The following is a 16,612-nucleotide window of genomic DNA, read 5'->3' as shown; positions in this document are numbered from 1 at the left end:
CCAGGACTTCATGGACATCAAACCGATCCTCTCCGCGCTGGGGCGGCATCGCGTCGCGGCCTTGCTGATCACGCTGGAGATCGCGCTGGCCTGCGCGGTGCTCTGCAACGCCTTCTTCCTGATCTCCGGCCGCATGGGCCTGATGCGGATCGACAGCGGCGTCGACGAGCGCTCGCTGGCGGCGGTCGCGCTCAACGGGTGCGACGGCTGCAACGCCGCCGACGTCAACGGCCGCGCGCTGGCCGCGCTGCGCGCCATTCCCGGCGTGCGCGGCGCCGGCGTGGTCAATGCGCTGCCGTTCGGCCAGCGCGCCGGCGATGCCGGCGTCACCCTGGACCGCGACGGCAAGCACTTCGGCGGCGTTCCGCACTTCTACGCGTTCGGGCCGAGCGCGGTCGAAACGCTGGGGCTGCGTCCGGCGCAGGGCCGCGGTTTCGTTCCCGGCGACTTCCAACGCGCGGACAACTTCCTGCCCGCCGACGCGCAGGTCTGGATCACCCGCGCCTTCGCCGACCACCTGTGGCCGGGCGAAAGCGCGCTCGGCAGGGAGTTCTGGATGGGCGACTACCACTTCCGCGTCGCCGGCGTGCTGGCGCATTTCGCCCGCCCCAATCCGGGCCGCAGCGAGGACGGCCTTGCCAGCGCCGAATGGTCGGTGGTCGTCCCGGTCAGCGACGATTCGCTGCTGGGCAGCTACGTCGTGCGCGCCGATCCGGCCGACCTGCCGAACGTGGCGGACGCCGCGCGCAAGGCGATGGCGAAGGCGGTGCCCGAGGCCGTGCTCGACCAAGCGCAGAGCCGCCCGCTGTCGGACCTGCGGCGGGAGTACTTCCAGCGCGACCGCGCGATGCTGTGGCTGCTGGTGTCGGTGATCGGGGCGATGCTGCTGGTCACCGCGCTCGGCATCGTCGGGCTGGCCAGCTTCTGGGTCGCGCAGCGCACCAAGCAGATCGGCATCCGCCGCGCGCTGGGCGCGACCCGCGGCGACATCCTGCGCTACTACCAGACCGAGAATTTCCTGCTCGCCACCGCCGGCATCGTGCTGGGCATGCTGCTGGCCTACGGCGGCAACCTGCTGCTGATGAAGCATTTCGAGCTGGCGCGCCTGCCGCTGGCCTACCTGCCGGCCGGCGCGGTGCTGCTGTGGCTCCTCGGCCAGCTGGCCGTGCTGGGGCCGGCCATGCGCGCAGCCGCCATCCCTCCCGTCGTCGCCACACGCAGCGCCTGAACCCACTGGAGCCGCCATGTTCGCTTACTACTTCAACCTCGCTTTGCGCAGCTTCAAGCGCAACAAGGCGCTGACCGCACTGATGGTGCTGGCGATCGCGCTGGGCATCGGCGCGTGCATGACCACGCTGACGGTCTTCCACGTGCTGTCCGGCGACCCGATCCCGCAGAAGAGCGACAAGCTGTACTTCGTGCAACTCGATCCGCGCACCCGCCAGGGCATGCAGCCGGGCGAGGAGCCCGAGGACCAGGTGACCCGCTTCGACGCGGAAACCCTGCTGCGCGAGAAGCGCGCCGACCGCCAGGCGATGATGACCGGCGGCGGCGTGTCGGTGACGCCGCAGCGCAAGGAGCTGGCGCCGTTCACCGCCTCGGCGCGGTACACCTCGGCCGACTTCTTCCCGATGTTCGAGACCGGCTTCCTGTACGGCGGCGGCTGGAGCGCCAAGGAAGACGGCAACCGCGCGCGCGTCGCGGTGATCAGCAAGTCGCTCAACGACAAGCTGTTCGGCGGCGCCAACAGCGTCGGCAGGCAGGTTCGCCTGGACCAGGCCGACTTCACCGTCGTCGGCGTGACCGACGGGTGGAAGATGAACCCGCGCTTCTACGACCTCAACAGCGACCGCTACGGCGGCGCGGAGGAAGTGCTGCTTCCGTTCTCCACCTCGCGCGACCTGGAGATGTCGCGCAACGGCAGCATGAACTGCTGGGGCAACACCGGCGCGGACGCGACCGACCTCAACGCCCCGTGCGTGTGGATCCAGTACTGGGCCGAGCTGGGTACGCCGGCGAAGGCCGCCGCCTACCGCGACTACCTGGCCAGCTATTCCGAACAGCAGCGCAAGGCCGGCCGCTACGAGCGCCCCGCCAACGCGCGCCTGCGCAACGTCATGGACTGGCTGGACTACCAGCGCGTGGTGCCCGGCGACGTGATCCTGCAGATGTGGCTGGGCTTCGGCTTCCTGCTGGTCTGCCTGGTCAACACGGTGGGCCTGCTGCTGGCGAAGTTCCTGCGCCGCAGCGGCGAAATCGGCGTTCGCCGCGCATTGGGCGCGTCGCGCAGGGCGATCTTCGTGCAGTGCTTGGTGGAGGCCGGGACCATCGGCATGGCCGGCGGGATCATCGGCCTGGGTCTGTCCCTGCTCGGCCTGTGGCTGGTGCGCCAGCAGCCGTCCAGCTACGCGAAGCTGGCCCATCTCGACCCCGGCATGCTGCTGGTCACCTTCGCCCTGGCGATCGTCGCCAGCCTGCTGGCCGGCCTGCTGCCGGCGTGGCGCGCGATGCAGGTCACGCCGGCGGTGCAGTTGAAGACGCAGTGATGTTCTCCTCCCCTTTTGCGCAGCAAAGGGGGAGGTCGGGAGGGGTGCTCTACCCGGTCGCAAAGCCCCCCTCCCCAGCCCTCCCCTTCGCCTGCGGCGAAAGGGAGGGGGCAATCCCACATCTCGGAGCACTCCCATGGAAATCCGCCCCATCCTGTCCACCCTGCTGCGGCACAAGACCGCCGCCGCGCTGATCGTGGTCGAGATCGCCCTCACCTGCGCGATCATCTGCAACGCGCTGTTCATGATCGGCGACCGCATCCAGCAGGTGAACGAAACCAGCGGCATCGCCGAACGCGAACTGCTGCGCGTGCAGATCATCAGCATCGGCGGCGACAAGAACGCGGCCGCGCTCACCGCCACCGACCTGGCGTCGCTGCGCGCCATTCCCGGGGTCAAGGACGCCACCGTGCTCAACCAGGTGCCGTTCGTGAACTCGTCGTGGAACTCGGGCATCCGCCTGCACCGCGAGCAGGAGCGGCCGACCCTCAACGCCACCAGCTACATGGTCGACGATCACTATCTCAATACGCTGGGCCTGAAGCTGGTCGCCGGCCGCGATTTCGAGCCGGGCGAATACATCACGTCGCAGCAGTTCGACGATCCGAACGCCAACGTCAGCATCACCTCCGCGGTGATCACCCGCAAGCTGGGCGAGGCGCTGTTCCCGGGCGAGAACCCGGTGGGCAAGGTGTACTACTCCTGGGGCGACGAGCCCACCCGCATCGTCGGCGTGGTGGACCACCTGGTCCGGCCCAGCTCGCAGGGCGGGCCGTCCGCGCGCGAATACACCGTGATCTACCCGATCCGCCCCAGCTACGATGTCGGCGGCAACTACGTGATCCGCACCGAGCCGGCCCGCCGCGCCGAGGTGCTGAAGGCCGCGATCGCCGCGCTGCGCGCCAACAGCAACAACCGGATCGTGCTGGAGGACAGCACCAAGACCTTCGAGGAGCTGCGCCGCGAGTTCTACCAGAACCAGCGTTCGATGGCCTGGCTGCTCGCCATCGTCTGCATCGGCCTGCTGCTGATCACCGCGCTCGGCATCATCGGCCTGGCCAGCTTCTGGGTGCAGCAACGCACCCGCCAGATCGGCGTGCGCCGCGCGCTGGGTGCCACCCGCGCGCAGATCCTGCGCTACTTCCAGACCGAGAACTTCTTGCTCGCCACCGCCGGCATCGCGCTGGGCATGCTGCTGGCGTTCGGCCTGAACCAGCTGCTGATGAGCAAGTACGAGCTGCCGCGCCTGCCGCTGTGGTACCTGCCGGTCGGCGCGGTCGTGCTGTGGGTGCTGGGGCAGATCGCGGTGTTCGGCCCGGCCCGGCGCGCGGCCTCGGTGCCGCCGGCCATCGCCACCCGCTCGGCCTGACCGGAGGACGCGCATGTACGCCTACTACCTGCGGCTGGCGCTGCGCAGCTTCGGCCGCAACAAGGCGCTGACCGTGCTGATGGTGGTGACGATCGCGCTGGGCATCGGCGCCTGCATGACCACGCTGACCGTCTTCCACGTGCTGTCCGGCGACCCGATCCCGGGCAAGAGCGGCACGCTGTTCTATCCGCGCCTGGAGCCGCGCAGCCTGGGCAAGAACGCCAAGCCCGAGCCGGAGCCGATGGAGCAGATGACCCGCTTCGACGCCGAGGAGCTGCTGCGGCAGAAGCGCGGCGACCGGCAGGCGCTGATGACCGCAGGTTCGGTCAGCCTGCTGCCGGCGGGCCAGATCACCAAGCCGCTGCGCGCGCGGGCGCGCTTCACCAGCGCCGACTTCTTCCCGATGTTCGAAGCGCCGCTGCTGGCCGGCCGCAGCTGGACCGCCGCCGAGGACGAGGCGCGCGCGCGGGTGGCGGTGATCGACCGCGAACTCGCCGGCAAGCTGTTCGGCAGCGGCAATCCGATCGGCCGCAGCTTCCGGCTGCCGGAGGGCAGCGTCGAGGTGATCGGCGTGCTCGACGCGTGGACGCTCAATCCGCGCTTCTACGACATGAGCAACCGCCAGTTCGGCGGCACCGAACAGGTGTTCCTGCCGTTCTCCACCTCGCGCGAGCTGAAGCTGCCGACCCAGGGCAGCATGTGGTGCTGGGGCGACAGCCGCAGCGACCCGGGCGGCGCCAAGGGCCTCAACGCGCCCTGCGCCTGGCTGCAGTACTGGGTGGAGCTGGACACGCCGGCCAAGGCGGCCGCCTACCGGCAGTACCTGGTCGACTATTCGGAGCAGCAGCGCAAGGCAGGCCGCTACGAGCGCCCGACCAACGTGCGGCTGGACGACGTGATGGGCTGGCTGGAGTTCAAGCAGGCGGTGCCGAACGACGTGCGCATGCAGATGTGGCTGGCCTCCGGCTTCCTGCTGGTCTGCCTGCTCAACACCGTCGGTCTGCTGCTGGCCAAGTTCCTGCGCCGCAGCGGCGAAATCGGTGTTCGCCGCGCGCTGGGCGCGTCGCGGCGGGAGATCTTCAAGCAGTGTCTGGTCGAAGCCGGCTGCATCGGCGTCACCGGCGCGGTGCTGGGCTTGGGCTTCGCCGCGCTCGGCCTGTGGCTGGTGCGGCAGCAGCCGGACGACTACGCCAAGTTGGCGCACATGGACATGACGATGCTGTTGTCGACCTTCGCGCTGGCGCTGGCGACCAGCCTGCTGGCCGGCCTGCTGCCGGCGTGGCGGGCGATGCAGATCGCGCCGGCGGTGCAGTTGAAGTCGCAGTGATCTGGCTGTTCCTTCTCCCTGCGGGAGAAGGTGGCCCGAAGGGCCGGATGAGGGTTCGGCGCACTCCTGAAGCCTGAATCTCCGCATCCTCCCGAACCCTCACCCCAACCCCTCTCCCGGAGGGAGAGGGGCTTAAAGCTCCGGAGCCTTCCATGGAAATCCGCCCCATCCTCTCCGCCCTGCTCCGCCACAAGACCGCCGCGCTGCTGATCGTGCTGGAGATCGCGCTGAGCTGCGCCATCGTCTGCAACGCGGTGTTCATCATCGGCAGCCGGGTCGAGCACATGCATCGCGACAGCGGCATCGTCGAGGACGAACTGGTGGACATCCAGGTGTCCAGCCTGATGCCGGACGCCGACAACGACGCCCTGCGGCGCATGGACGTGGCCGCGCTGTCGGCGATCCCTGGCGTGAAGTCGGTCGCCAGCGTCAACCAGATCCCCTACGGCGGCAACGTCTGGATGGGCGGCGTCTCGCTGGCGCCGGAGCAGCCCGAGCCGACCGTGAATCCCTCGCAGTACATGGACGACGGCAACCTGCTGCGCACGCTGGGTCTGCGCGTGATCGAGGGCCGCGGCTTCAACGCGGACGAATACCGCATGGACAGCGAGCTGCAGAAGTCGGGCGGCCACGTGCCGGTGATGCTGGTCAGCCGCAGCATGGCGCGGCGCCTGTTCCCGGACGGCGGCAGCGCGGTGGGCAAGGACGTGTACGTCTCCGACACCGCGCCGACCCGCATCGTCGGCGTGGTCGACGACCTCGTGGCGCCCGGCAGCGACGGCGATCCGGCGCAGGACTACGTGACGATGATCCTGCCGATCCCCGTATCCAACGGCGAATACGTCCTCCGCACCGATCCCGCGCGCCGCGCGGAAGTGCTGAAGGCCGCGGCCGACGTGCTCAACCGCGTCGATCCCAACCGCCTCATCGGCGACCAGAACACCCTGACCGACATGCGCCGCGACTTCTACAGCCGCGACCGCGCCGTGGTCTGGCTGCTGCTGGCCGTGTGCATCGCGCTGCTGGCAGTCACCGCGCTGGGCATCGTCGGCCTGGCCAGCTTCTGGGTGCAGCAGCGCACCAAGCAGATCGGCATCCGACGTGCGCTGGGCGCGACCCGCGGGCAGATCCTGCGCTACTTCCAGACCGAGAACTTCCTGATCGCGACGGTCGGCATCGCGCTGGGCATGCTGCTGGCCTACGCCATCAACCAGATGCTGATGTCGAAGTACGAGCTGCCGCGGCTGCCGTGGCACTACCTGCCGATCGGCGCGACGCTGCTGTGGGCGCTCGGGCAGATCGCCGTGCTGGGACCGGCGCGGCGCGCGGCGATGGTGCCGCCGGCGATCGCCACCCGCTCGGCCTGAGCCACCGCCTGCGCACAGAGCCTAGAATCAGCGGCATGCCCACCATCCTCGTCATCGACGACAACCCCGCTGTCGGCACCGCGCTGGAGGTGCTGTTCTCACTGCACGACATCCGCACCCTGCACGCGGAGTCGCCCGACGAGGGCCTCGCCACGTTGGCGCGCGAGCCGGCGGAGCTGGTGATCCAGGACATGAACTTCGAGGCCGACACCACCTCCGGCGACGAGGGCGTCGCGCTGTTCCACCGCATCCGCGAGCGCCACCCGGACCTGCCGGTGATCCTGCTGACCGCGTGGACGCATCTGGAATCGGCGGTGGATCTGGTCAAGGCCGGCGCGGCGGACTATCTCGCCAAGCCGTGGGACGACCGCAAGCTGCTGGCGACGGTGAACAACCTGCTGGAACTGGGCGAATCGCGGCGCGAACTGGCGCAGACGCAGGCCGGCGAGCGCAAGCGCCGCGACGCGCTGCTGCGCGACTTCGACCTGCGCGGGCTGGTCTATGCCGATCCCGCCAGCGAGGCCGCGCTGACGCTGGCCTGCCAGGTGGCACGCTCGGACATCCCGGTGCTGATCACCGGGCCGAACGGCGCCGGCAAGGAGCGCTACGCGGAAATCGTCCACGCCAATTCGGCGGTGGCGCGCGGCCCGTTCGTCGCGCTCAACTGCGGCGCGCTGCCGGCGGAGCTGATCGAGGCCGAACTGTTCGGCGCGGAGGCCGGCGCCTACACCGGCGCGAACAAGCCGCGCGAAGGCAAGTTCGAAGCGGCCGACGGCGGCACCCTGTTCCTCGACGAGATCGGCACGCTGCCGCTGGCCGGCCAGGTGAAGCTGCTGCGCGTGCTGGAGACCGGCCGCTTCGAGCGCCTGGGCGGCAACCGCGAGCGCAGCGTGAAGGTGCGCATCGTCAGCGCCACCAACGCCGACCTGCCGGCGCTGATCGCCGAGGGCCGGTTCCGCGAGGATCTCTACTACCGTCTCAACGGCATCGAACTGCGGCTGCCGCCGCTGGCGCAACGCCCGCGCGACATACTGCCGCTGGCGCGTCACTTCCTGCCCGCTGGCAAGCATCTTGGCGAGGACGCCGAACGCGCGCTGCAGCGCCATCCCTGGCCCGGCAACGTGCGCGAGTTGCGCAACGTGATGCAGCGTGCGGCACTGCTGGCGCGCGGCGAGGCCATCGGCGCGGCCGACCTCGCGCTGCCCGCCCTCGCTGCGCAGGACAGCGGCGGAAGCGACGAACCCGACCGCGCCGCCATCGAAGCCGCGCTGACGCGCAGCGGCGGCGTGCTGGCGCAGGCCGCCGCCGACCTCGGCCTGTCGCGGCAGGCCCTGTACCGCCGGCTCGACCGGCTCGGCATCCCGAGAAGCTGATGCGCGTCCTCCGCGTCCTGCCGGTCGCCGTGCGCATGATCGCGATCGCGATCGCCGGCAGCGCCGCCGCCGCCGCCGCGACCGCGCTGCTGGCGCGCTGGCTGCCCGGCTGGATCGCCGCGCTGCTCGCCGCGGCCGTGGTCGGCGGCATGGTCGCCGCCATCGTCTGGCGCGCGCTAGTGCCGATGCGCGCGCTGTTCCGCGCGCTGGCCGGCACCGTCGCCAGCTACCGCGACGGCGACTTCAGCTTCGGCATCACCTGGGACAAGGCCAGCGACCTGATCGAACTGGTCGACGCGCACAACGCGCTCGGCAACGCGCTGCGCGAACAGCGGCTGGCGCTGGTGCAGCGCGAGCTGCTGCTGGACACGATGGTGCAGAACACGCCGGTCGCCATGGTGCTGGTGGATCCGGCGCAGCGCATCGTGCTCGGCAACCTGGCCGCGCGGCGCATGCTGGGCGAGGGCCGGCGGCTGGAAGGCCGCGCCTTCGAGGACGTGCTCGCGACCGCGAATCCCGCCGTGCGCGAAGCGTTCGCGCGCGGCGGCGACGGCATGTTCACCGTCGGCAGCGAGGACGACGAGGACATCTACCACCTGTCGCGGCGCAGCTTCCGCCTCAACGGCCGCATCCACGAGCTGCTGCTGCTGCGCCAGCTCACCGCCGAACTGCGGCGGCAGGAAGTGCAAACCTGGAAGAAGGTGATCCGCGTCATCAGCCACGAACTCAACAATTCGCTGGCGCCGATCGCCTCGCTGGCGCATTCCGGCGCCGAGCTGCTGCGCCGCGGCCAGCACGAGCGCCTGCCCGCGGCGCTGGCGACCATCGAGGACCGCGCGCGCCACCTGGAAGGCTTCATTCGCGACTACGCGCGCTTCGCCAAGCTGCCCGCGCCGCGCACCGAGCCGGTGGCGTGGCGGCACTTCATCGCGCAGCTGCGCACGCAGGTGCAGTTCGTCGAGGAACTGCAGCCGGAGGACGGCATCGCCCGCTTCGACGCCGCGCAGCTGGAGCAGGCGCTGATCAACCTGCTGAAGAACGCGCACGAATCGGGGACGTCGGCGGACGAGGTACGCCTGTCGGTGCGCCATGTCCCCGACGGCTGGCGCATCGACGTGCTCGACCGCGGCAGCGGCATGAACGATGCGGTGCTGGCGAACGCGCTGCTGCCGTTCTATTCGACCAAGCGCCACGGCACCGGCCTCGGACTGGCGCTGGCGCGCGAGATCGCCGAAGCGCACGGCGGCCGCATCGCCCTGCTCAACCGCGACGGCGGCGGGCTGTGCGTATCGCTGGTGCTGCCGTCGTGATTCCCGGCTGTGCCGGAAATCCCCAAGGTTTGCTGAGCGAACCTTGACCCAGCATCCCACTCGCGCCTCCAGCGCGAATCGCTCCTGACCCAGCGAGCCAATTTCCGGCTCAGCGTTCTTTCTTCACAGGCCGCTGCCAGCCGTCCACCGTGGCCTGCTTCGCCCGCGTCACCGTCAGCTTGCCGGCCGGCGCGTCCCGGCCGATCACCGATCCCGCGCCGATGGTCGCGCCTTCGCCGATGGACACCGGTGCGACCAGTGCGCTGTTGGAACCGATGAAGGCGTTGTCGCCGATGGTGGTGGTGAACTTGTTCACGCCGTCGTAGTTGCAGGTGATGGTGCCGGCGCCGATGTTCACGCCCGCGCCGATCACGGCGTCGCCCAGATAGGTGAGGTGGTTGGCCTTGCTGCCGCGGCCCAGCGTCGCCTTCTTGGTTTCGACGAAGTTGCCGACGTGCACGCCCTCGGCCAGCAAGGTGCCGGGCCGCAGGCGCGCGTACGGGCCGATCTGCGCCGCACTTTCGCAAGACGCGCCTTCGATGTCGCAGTGCGCGCGTACCTCGCTGCCGGCGCCGATGTGCGCGTCCTTGATCCGGCAGAACGGGCCGACGCGCACGCCGTCGCCCAGCGTCACCTCGCCCTCGAACACCACGTCGATGTCGATCTCGACGTCGCGCCCCACCGTGACCCCGCCGCGGATGTCGAGGCGCTGCGGATCGGCCACGCGCGCGCCGGCCGCGCACAGCGCCCGCACCTGCCGCAGCTGGAACGCGCGCTCCAGCTGGGCCAGCTGCCAGGGATCGTTGGCGCCTTCGGTTTCCAGCGGATCGGCGACGATCACGATCTCGGCCGCGGCATATTCGTGCGCGGCGGCGGCGAACACGTCGGTCAGGTAGTACTCGCCCTGCGCGTTGTCGTTGCGCAGCCCGTCCAGCCAGCGCCGGAGCGTGGCGGCATCGGCGGCGATCACGCCGGTGTTGATCAGCCCGATCCGGCGCTGCTCGTCGTCGGCGTCCTTGTGCTCGACGATGGCGGCTACGTGGCCCTCGGAATCGCGCACGATCCGGCCATAACCGGCCGGATCCGCCGGCTCCGCCGCCAGCACCGCCAGCGAGCGCGACGCGTCGAGCAGGCGCTGCAGCGTGTCCGGCGCGATCAGCGGCACGTCGCCGTACAGCACCAGCACCCGCGCTTCGTCCGGCACCGTCGGCATCGCCTGCTGCACCGCGTGGCCCGTGCCGAGTTGCCGGTTCTGTTCCGCCCAGAGCAGGTCGGCCTGGTCCGCGAACGCCGCTCGCACCTGGTCGCCGCCATGGCCGTAGACCACGTGCACGCCGGCGGGCCGGAGTGCCCGCGCCGCATCGATCGCGTGCGCGAGCATCGGCTTGCCCGCGATCTTCTGCAGCACTTTCGGCAACGCGGATTTCATCCGCTTGCCCTCACCGGCGGCGAGGATCACGACATGCAGGGGGGCGCTGGTCTGGGTCGGCATGGAAACGGCTCTCCGGAAACAGCCGCAATTCTAGCGGTCGCGCATGCGCACCCGCTTGCCCCACAATGCGCGCGATGACTCTGCGACGACACCTGGGCGGCTATGCCGTCGTCGGCCTGCTGCAATGGCTGGTCGAATATGCCGCGATGCTCGCGCTCAGCCAATGGCTGATGCCGGTCGAACCCGCTAACGTGACCGGTCGCGTCTGCGGCGCGGTGCTGGGTTTCTGGCTCAACGGCAAATGGACGTTCGCCGGCGACGGGCACCAGCTTGGGCGGCAGGCGGCGATCCGCTTCGCGGTCATGTGGATCGCATTGACGGCGCTCAATACCTGGATGGTCGGCCTGATCGACCACCACGCGGGGCTATCGACAGCACAACTCTTCAAACCCGCGGCGGATGTTTTCTGCGCCGGGATCGGTTTTTTGCTGTCACGGCACTGGGTTTATCGTCGCTGACGCCGTCTTCCCGGCGGGTGTTTCGGATTACATCGGCTTTCCGCTTTTCGCCGTCGCAAAGAAAAACCCCTCCCAGCGGACTGGGAGGGGTTTGGATAAAGACCCTGGCGATGACCTACTCTCGCATGGCAAAGCCACACTACCATCGGCGCAGCTGTGTTTCACTTCCGAGTTCGGGATGGGATCGGGTGGTACCACAGCGCTGTTGTCACCAGGGAGAGGGTGGAGGGTCGCCGGCATCGATGGATGCAGCGCCACGCTCTCAGAGGGTGGGGAGAAGAGTCACGAGCGTTTGTTGTAAGCCGTCAACGTGTGAGGCCAAGGGTTTCATCAAAGCGTCCTAGATAGACGCGTCGAAGAAACTTGAGGTGATATGGTCAAGCCACACGGATCATTAGTACAGGTAAGCTCAACGCATTACTGCGCTTACACACCCTGCCTATCAACCACCTGGTCTTGATGGTTCCTTCAGGGGGCTTGTGCCCGGGAGATCTCATCTTGAGGCGCGCTTCCCGCTTAGATGCTTTCAGCGGTTATCGCTTCCGAACATAGCTACCCGGCAGTGCCACTGGCGTGACAACCGGAACACCAGAGGTTCGTCCACTCCGGTCCTCTCGTACTAGGAGCAGCCCCTCTCAAATCTCCAACGCCCACGACAGATAGGGACCGAACTGTCTCACGACGTTCTGAACCCAGCTCGCGTACCACTTTAAATGGCGAACAGCCATACCCTTGGGACCGACTACAGCCCCAGGATGTGATGAGCCGACATCGAGGTGCCAAACACCGCCGTCGATATGAACTCTTGGGCGGTATCAGCCTGTTATCCCCGGAGTACCTTTTATCCGTTGAGCGATGGCCCTTCCATACAGAACCACCGGATCACTAAGTCCTAGTTTCCTACCTGCTTGATCCGTCGATCTTGCAGTCAAGCACGCTTATGCCTTTGCACACAGTGCGCGATGTCCGACCGCGCTGAGCGTACCTTCGAGCTCCTCCGTTACACTTTGGGAGGAGACCGCCCCAGTCAAACTACCCACCATACACGGTCCCCGACCCGGATTACGGGCCCAGGTTAGAACGTCAAGCACATCAGGGTGGTATTTCAAGGTTGGCTCCACCGCAACTGGCGTCACGGTTTCACAGCCTCCCACCTATCCTACACAGACGAACTCAACGTTCAGTGTAAAGCTATAGTAAAGGTTCACGGGGTCTTTCCGTCTTGCCGCGGGAACGCTGCATCTTCACAGCGATTTCAATTTCACTGAGTCTCGGGTGGAGACAGTGCCGCCATCGTTACGCCATTCGTGCAGGTCGGAACTTACCCGACAAGGAATTTCGCTACCTTAGGACCGTTATAGTTACGGCCGCCGTTTACTGGGGCTTCGATCAAGAGCTTCGCCTTGCGGCTGACCCCATCAATTAACCTTCCAGCACCGGGCAGGCGTCACACCCTATACGTCCACTTTCGTGTTTGCAGAGTGCTGTGTTTTTGATAAACAGTCGCAGCGGCCTGGTTACTTCGGCCTCCCTCAGCTATGAACCATGAGAGGCGCACCTTCTCCCGAAGTTACGGTGCTATTTTGCCTAGTTCCTTCACCCGAGTTCTCTCAAGCGCCTGAGAATTCTCATCCTGCCCACCTGTGTCGGTTTACGGTACGGTCTGCGTAAGCTGAAGCTTAGGAGCTTTTCCTGGAAGCGTGATATCGGCAACTCTGTCCATGTGGACTCGTCCTTGGTCTCAACGTTGCGCTCCCGGATTTGCCTAAGAGCACCGCCTCAACCCTCTCACCGGGACAACCAACGCCCGGCCTGCCTAACCTTCTCCGTCCCTCCATCGCACTTACGCGAGGTGCTGGAATATTAACCAGCTTCCCATCGACTACGCATTTCTGCCTCGCCTTAGGGGCCGACTCACCCTGCGTCGATTAACGTTGCGCAAGGAAACCTTGGGCTTTCGGCGTGCGGGCTTTTCACCCGCATTATCGTTACTCATGTCAGCATTCGCACTTCCGATACCTCCAGCAGACTTCTCAATCCACCTTCGCAGGCCTACGGAACGCTCCTCTACCGCGTACATCAAAGATGCACACCCCAAGCTTCGGTTCAATGCTTAGCCCCGTTAAATCTTCCCCGCAGACCGACTCGACCAGTGAGCTATTACGCTTTCTTTAAAGGGTGGCTGCTTCTAAGCCAACCTCCTGGCTGTCTGTGCCTTTCCACATGGTTTTCCACTTAGCACTGATTTGGGACCTTAGCTGTGGGTCTGGGTTGTTTCCCTTTTCACGACGGACGTTAGCACCCGCCGTGTGTCTCCCGTACAGTCCGTCTCGGTATTCGGAGTTTGCAATGGTTTGGTAAGTCGCGATGACCCCCTAGCCATAACAGTGCTCTACCCCGAGAGGATACATACGAGGCGCTACCTAAATAGCTTTCGAGGAGAACCAGCTATCTCCGGGTTCGATTAGCTTTTCACTCCTAATCACACCTCATCCCCGACCTTTGCAACGGGCGTGGGTTCGGGCCTCCAGTACCTGTTACGGTACCTTCACCCTGGGCATGACTAGATCACCCGGTTTCGGGTCTACTGCCCGCGACTATGCGCCCTTATCAGACTCGGTTTCCCTTCGCCTCCCCTATACGGTTAAGCTCGCCACGAACAGTAAGTCGCTGACCCATTATACAAAAGGTACGCCGTCACCCTTGCGGGCTCCGACTGCTTGTACGCACACGGTTTCAGGGTCTATTTCACTCCCCTCGCCGGGGTTCTTTTCGCCTTTCCCTCACGGTACTGGTTCACTATCGGTCGGTCAGGAGTATTTAGCCTTGGAGGATGGTCCCCCCATGTTCAGACAGGGTTTCACGTGCCCCGCCCTACTCAATTTCATCGATCAGGCCCTTTCGCATACGGGGCTGTCACCCGCTATGGCCACCCTTTCCAGAGTGTTTTGCTAAAACAAGATCGACTTTTGGGCTAGTCCGCGTTCGCTCGTCGCTACTGACGGAATCTCGGTTGATTTCTTTTCCTACGGTTACTTAGATATTTCAGTTCACCGCGTTCGCTTCGTACACCTATGTATTCAGTGCACGATACCCTTGCGGGTGGGTTTCCCCATTCGGACATTACCGGATCAAAGCTTATTGCCAGCTCCCCGATACTTTTCGCAGGCTGTCACGTCCTTCATCGCCTCTGACCGCCAAGGCATCCACCGTGTGCGCTTATTCGCTTGACCATATCACCCCAAGTTGCCTCGGGGCGACACGTACCAGCGAATGGTACGACTATCACTTGATAAAGATGGCTTTCGCCATCTCGCCTCAGCCTCGACACGTTGCAAGACTTACGTCTCAAACGCTCGTTTGACTCTTCTTCCCGATTGTCAAAGAACATGACCCGGCCACAATGCCAAGCCATTTCAAAGTGTGTGTGCGCGTCATTCAGAGTGGTGGGTCTGGGAGGACTCGAACCACCGGCCTCACCCTTATCAGGGGTGCGCTCTAACCACCTGAGCTACAGACCCAAAGTGTCTTTACCTTCAGATGGTGGAGCCTGTCGGGATCGAACCGACGACCCCCTGCTTGCAAAGCAGGTGCTCTCCCAGCTGAGCTAAGGCCCCGTTTGTTACGGGACACGTGATCCCCTCTGGAATCACGCTCTCTGAATGCAGGTCACTTGTGCGGACGTCTGGCAATGCGTTGCCATGTCTCAAAAGGAGGTGATCCAGCCGCACCTTCCGATACGGCTACCTTGTTACGACTTCACCCCAGTCATCGGCCACACCGTGGCAAGCGCCCTCCCGAAGGTTAAGCTACCTGCTTCTGGTGCAACAAACTCCCATGGTGTGACGGGCGGTGTGTACAAGGCCCGGGAACGTATTCACCGCAGCAATGCTGATCTGCGATTACTAGCGATTCCGACTTCATGGAGTCGAGTTGCAGACTCCAATCCGGACTGGGATGGGGTTTCTGGGATTGGCTCCGCCTCGCGGCATCGCAGCCCTCTGTCCCCACCATTGTAGTACGTGTGTAGCCCTGGCCGTAAGGGCCATGATGACTTGACGTCATCCCCACCTTCCTCCGGCTTGTCGCCGGCGGTCTCCTTAGAGTTCCCACCATTACGTGCTGGCAACTAAGGACAAGGGTTGCGCTCGTTGCGGGACTTAACCCAACATCTCACGACACGAGCTGACGACAGCCATGCAGCACCTGTGTCACGGTTCCCGAAGGCACCAATCCATCTCTGGAAAGTTCCGTGCATGTCAAGGCCAGGTAAGGTTCTTCGCGTTGCATCGAATTAAACCACATACTCCACCGCTTGTGCGGGCCCCCGTCAATTCCTTTGAGTTTCAGTCTTGCGACCGTACTCCCCAGGCGGCGAACTTAACGCGTTAGCTTCGATACTGAGTGCCAAGTTGCACCCAACATCCAGTTCGCATCGTTTAGGGCGTGGACTACCAGGGTATCTAATCCTGTTTGCTCCCCACGCTTTCGTGCCTCAGTGTCAGTGCTGGTCCAGACAGTCGCCTTCGCCACGGATGTTCCTCCTGATCTCTACGCATTTCACTGCTACACCAGGAATTCCACTATCCTCTACCGCACTCTAGCTCGCCAGTATCCAATGCCATTCCCAGGTTGAGCCCAGGGCTTTCACATCAGACTTAACAAACCACCTACGCACGCTTTACGCCCAGTAATTCCGAGTAACGCTTGCACCCTTCGTATTACCGCGGCTGCTGGCACGAAGTTAGCCGGTGCTTATTCTTCCGGTACCGTCAGAACACTCGGGTATTAACCGAATGCTTTTCTTTCCGGACAAAAGAGCTTTACAACCCGAGGGCCTTCTTCACTCACGCGGCATGGCTGGATCAGGCTTGCGCCCATTGTCCAATATTCCCTACTGCTGCCTCCCGTAGGAGTCTGGACCGTGTCTCAGTTCCAGTGTGGCTGATCATCCTCTCAGACCAGCTACGGATCGTCGCCTTGGTGGGCCTTTACCCCGCCAACTAGCTAATCCGACATGGGCTCATCCAATCGCGCCAGGCCCGAAGGTCCCCGGCTTTCCCCCGAAGGGCGCATGCGGTATTAGCGTAAGTTTCCCTACGTTATCCCCCACGACTGGGCAGATTCCCATGTATTCCTCACCCGTCCGCCACTCGCCACCCACAGAGCAAGCTCTGCTGTGCTGCCGTTCGACTTGCATGTATTAGGCCTGCCGCCAGCGTTCACTCTGAGCCAGGATCAAACTCTTCACTTGAAGTTTTCGGAGCCGAAGCTCCAATTCTCTAGTTGCAGAGTCCGTCCAGCCCCATTACTCGCTGTACGTGTACTTGCGTACGAATACTTTGAAATTGATGGTTCTGTTACGAACGT

The 16,612-nt window shown here is 65.2% G+C and carries 9 protein-coding genes, 2 tRNA genes and 3 rRNA genes; 8 read left to right on the top strand and 6 right to left on the bottom strand.

Features of this window, described 5'->3' with window-relative positions:
* Window positions 1-10 precede the first annotated feature (10 nt).
* The 7 genes from H9L17_RS10285 to H9L17_RS10255 all read left to right on the top strand — a co-directional run bounded on the left by H9L17_RS10285 (window position 11) and on the right by H9L17_RS10255 (window position 9,292).
* Entirely contained in the window at window positions 11-1,228 is a 1,218-nt protein-coding gene (locus H9L17_RS10285; RefSeq protein ID WP_187569364.1) for an ABC transporter permease, read from the top strand.
* A gap of 16 nt (window positions 1,229-1,244) precedes the next feature.
* Entirely contained in the window at window positions 1,245-2,546 is a 1,302-nt protein-coding gene (locus H9L17_RS10280) for an ABC transporter permease (protein WP_187569363.1), read from the top strand.
* Between the two features lie 136 nt (window positions 2,547-2,682).
* Window positions 2,683-3,915: an ABC transporter permease gene (locus H9L17_RS10275; protein WP_187569362.1), complete on the top strand. Its 1,233-nt coding sequence runs from the start codon at window positions 2,683-2,685 to the stop codon at window positions 3,913-3,915.
* Window positions 3,916-3,928: 13 nt separating this feature from the next.
* A complete protein-coding gene (locus H9L17_RS10270; protein ID WP_187569361.1) occupies window positions 3,929-5,242 on the top strand; it encodes an ABC transporter permease in 1,314 nt (437 codons plus the stop codon).
* Window positions 5,243-5,394: 152 nt separating this feature from the next.
* The gene (locus H9L17_RS10265) at window positions 5,395-6,609 is read left to right on the top strand and encodes an ABC transporter permease (RefSeq protein ID WP_187569360.1); all 1,215 of its coding nucleotides are present in this window, start codon (window positions 5,395-5,397) and stop codon (window positions 6,607-6,609) included.
* Between the two features lie 35 nt (window positions 6,610-6,644).
* On the top strand, window positions 6,645-7,982 hold the full coding sequence (locus H9L17_RS10260; protein ID WP_187569359.1) for a sigma-54-dependent transcriptional regulator: 1,338 nt from the start codon (window positions 6,645-6,647) through the stop codon (window positions 7,980-7,982).
* Complete coding sequence (locus tag H9L17_RS10255) at window positions 7,982-9,292, top strand: sensor histidine kinase (protein WP_425507331.1); 1,311 nt, start codon at window positions 7,982-7,984, stop codon at window positions 9,290-9,292. Before H9L17_RS10260 ends, H9L17_RS10255 begins: the two co-directional genes overlap by 1 nt.
* 109 nt (window positions 9,293-9,401) lie before the next feature.
* On the opposite strand, the gene glmU is transcribed toward H9L17_RS10255, so the two are convergent.
* Window positions 9,402-10,784: a bifunctional UDP-N-acetylglucosamine diphosphorylase/glucosamine-1-phosphate N-acetyltransferase GlmU gene (gene glmU, locus H9L17_RS10250; protein WP_187569358.1), complete on the bottom strand. Its 1,383-nt coding sequence runs from the start codon at window positions 10,782-10,784 to the stop codon at window positions 9,402-9,404.
* A 65-nt stretch (window positions 10,785-10,849) separates the two neighbouring features.
* Between glmU and H9L17_RS10245 the strand changes: the two genes are divergently transcribed.
* Window positions 10,850-11,242: a GtrA family protein gene (locus tag H9L17_RS10245; protein ID WP_187569357.1), complete on the top strand. Its 393-nt coding sequence runs from the start codon at window positions 10,850-10,852 to the stop codon at window positions 11,240-11,242.
* Window positions 11,243-11,344: 102 nt separating this feature from the next.
* Here the strand turns inward: H9L17_RS10245 and rrf are convergent.
* The 5 genes from rrf to H9L17_RS10220 form a co-directional block, all read right to left on the bottom strand.
* Window positions 11,345-11,458 (bottom strand): 5S ribosomal RNA (gene rrf / locus H9L17_RS10240).
* A gap of 157 nt (window positions 11,459-11,615) precedes the next feature.
* A 23S ribosomal RNA gene (locus H9L17_RS10235) occupies window positions 11,616-14,475 on the bottom strand.
* A gap of 211 nt (window positions 14,476-14,686) precedes the next feature.
* Window positions 14,687-14,763 (bottom strand) — tRNA-Ile (locus H9L17_RS10230).
* A 20-nt stretch (window positions 14,764-14,783) separates the two neighbouring features.
* Window positions 14,784-14,859, bottom strand: a tRNA-Ala gene (locus H9L17_RS10225).
* 92 nt (window positions 14,860-14,951) lie between these two features.
* Window positions 14,952-16,496 (bottom strand): 16S ribosomal RNA (locus tag H9L17_RS10220).
* The 16S, 23S and 5S rRNA genes sit together here with 2 tRNA genes alongside, the layout of an rRNA operon.
* Window positions 16,497-16,612: the final 116 nt, after the last annotated feature.

The sequence above is a fragment of the Thermomonas brevis genome (genome assembly GCF_014395425.1).
GTDB classification, from domain to species: domain Bacteria; phylum Pseudomonadota; class Gammaproteobacteria; order Xanthomonadales; family Xanthomonadaceae; genus Thermomonas; species Thermomonas brevis.
The sequence above is the reverse complement of the archived record's forward strand: the minus strand, read 5'-3'. Positions and strand labels throughout refer to the sequence as shown.